Annotated in this window: 1 protein-coding gene; it reads left to right on the top strand. The window is 42.6% G+C overall.

Going from position 1 to position 2,187, the window contains the following annotated elements; translation table 11 throughout:
• Positions 1–285 precede the first annotated feature (285 nt).
• On the top strand, positions 286–2,187 hold a 1,902-nt coding region (locus tag GJ691_RS12235), incomplete at its 3' end, for a DUF11 domain-containing protein (protein ID WP_246200172.1).

Genomic DNA, 2,187 nt, shown 5'->3' on the forward strand with positions numbered 1-2,187 from the left:
TGAATAAAATCACCCCAACGACCGTCATTACCAATAGGAGAATCACCTATAGGGTGAACAGAAATTAAGCATCAAGTGTAACATTCGTGAAGGTTTTTACATCAGGTAACTTCCAAAAACACAAATTCCTTTGAGTAAAAAATTAGAACCGTTGTCTTTGGAAAGCATTAAAAACCTTAATCACAATCCATTTACAACGGCTAAACCCCTTTTCACAACTTAAAATTGATTTCTCTGCAAAAGCTCCGTTAATTAGCATATTGATTAACCGTAAAGAATTAAGCATTGAAGTGCATAACGAAGAAACTCAGGTTTTTTGTTTCCTTTTTCCTATTGGTTTTTGTTCAAATGGGATATGCCCAGTTGAGTGACCTCCACTACCTTCCACCCCTAAAACAAGGCGGAAACAACCAAGCTGTTCAACAACAATATATTTATTTATCCACTCCTGAAACAGCGACGTTCACAGTAAATGTATATCGTGGCACATCAACTGCAGTATATACCTCGGTCAGTTTATCCAAAACCACTCCTCAAGAAATAGTTCTTCCCAACGGTGATAATGGTATAACCATGGTAGTTAATAACAGCACGGGTATTGTACTGACCGATGCTGGTTTGCGATTGGAAGCACCAGGCGGTGAAAAATTCTATGTAAACTATAGAGGTCGTTCAAATTCGCAAGCTACTTCCCTCACAAGTAAAGGAAGGCAAGCTATGGGAACCCACTTTAAATGGGGTGGTATTCCCAATAGGGCTACCACGAATAGTTTAACCAATACTTTGGGTATCATGGCCACCGAAGATGGTACAACCGTAACCCTCTCTGGATATAACACTGGTTGTGAATTTAGATTGGGAAATGACAGGGATGGTATTACTGATGACTTCTACACCGTACATTTAGATGCCAACGAATCTTTTGTTTTTGAAGCTTATACTGCTGAAACAACTGCAAATATAGATGGTTGGATTGGAGCGGATGTAGTATCAAACAACCCCATTGTTATAAGTAATGGCGGATTGAACATAGGGGTTAGGGTCGGCAATGCCAGTAGGGATGCCGCTATTGACCAACCGGTACCCCAAGATAAAATCGGAAAAGAATATGTATTTATTCGTGGAAATGGTACAAGTGAGACTGAAAAACCGATAATTATCGGCACGCAGAACAATACGAACATATATGTGAACGGAAGTACTACCCCTATAGCCACCATAAACGACGGCGACTATTTTGAGATACCTGAAAGTAATTATTCGGTTTCATCTGCTGGTGGAAATATGTATGTAACCACCTCAAAAGATGCCTATGCCTATCAATTAATGGCCGGTGGAAGTTCTATAGTAACCGTAGGGTTAAATTTCATAGCTCCCGTAAACTGTTTACTTCCTGATACAGTGGACAACATAACCCATATCGAAGATGCGGCAGGTATTAACATGACAGGTGGGTTAACCCTAATTGCCTCCTCCTCTACCCCTGACGCCAATATTCAGGTTACGGATGGAACTGGATCGGTAACACTGCCAACTGCATCGACCGTAGCAGGGACAAGCTTATGGAAAACCTTTTATATTCCCAATTTGACCGGGGATGTTAGTGTAGCATCAACGGGACCGATCGCTGTTGGCTTTTTTGGATTTAGTGGAGCTAGGGGTATCGCCGGGTATTTCTCAGGTTTCGATACAGTTCCAGAGGTTGACCTTCAGGTTACAGGAGGCGGATGCCTTCCTACTGCACAAGTAGAGGTAGTGGACCCAAATTTCGACGATTACCAATGGTTCGAAAACGGTAGCTTGATCGCCGGTGCCAACAGTGCCACCTATACACCTACCGACGCAGGGGATTATTATGTTCGTGTCACCAAAGGAGGGTGTACGTATGATTCCCAACCCTTGACCGCCTATTACTGTGACCCGGATATCGTACTGAAAAAAGACGCTGACCTGAATACGGTAAATGACGGGGATACGGTAACCTTCACGATCACCGTTGAAACATTGGGGATAGACCCTGTTTCCAATTTGGTATTGACCGATGTTTTACCGTCGGGACTCGAACTGATATCCTCATCCATATCAAAAGGGTCTTTTACATATCCCGACTGGAACGTTGGCAGTATGGATCCCGGGGATTTGGAAACATTGACCTTGGTAACAAAGGCCAGTTTGGACAATATTTAT

This window comes from Maribacter luteus, assembly GCF_009674825.1.
GTDB lineage: Bacteria > Bacteroidota > Bacteroidia > Flavobacteriales > Flavobacteriaceae > Maribacter_A > Maribacter_A luteus.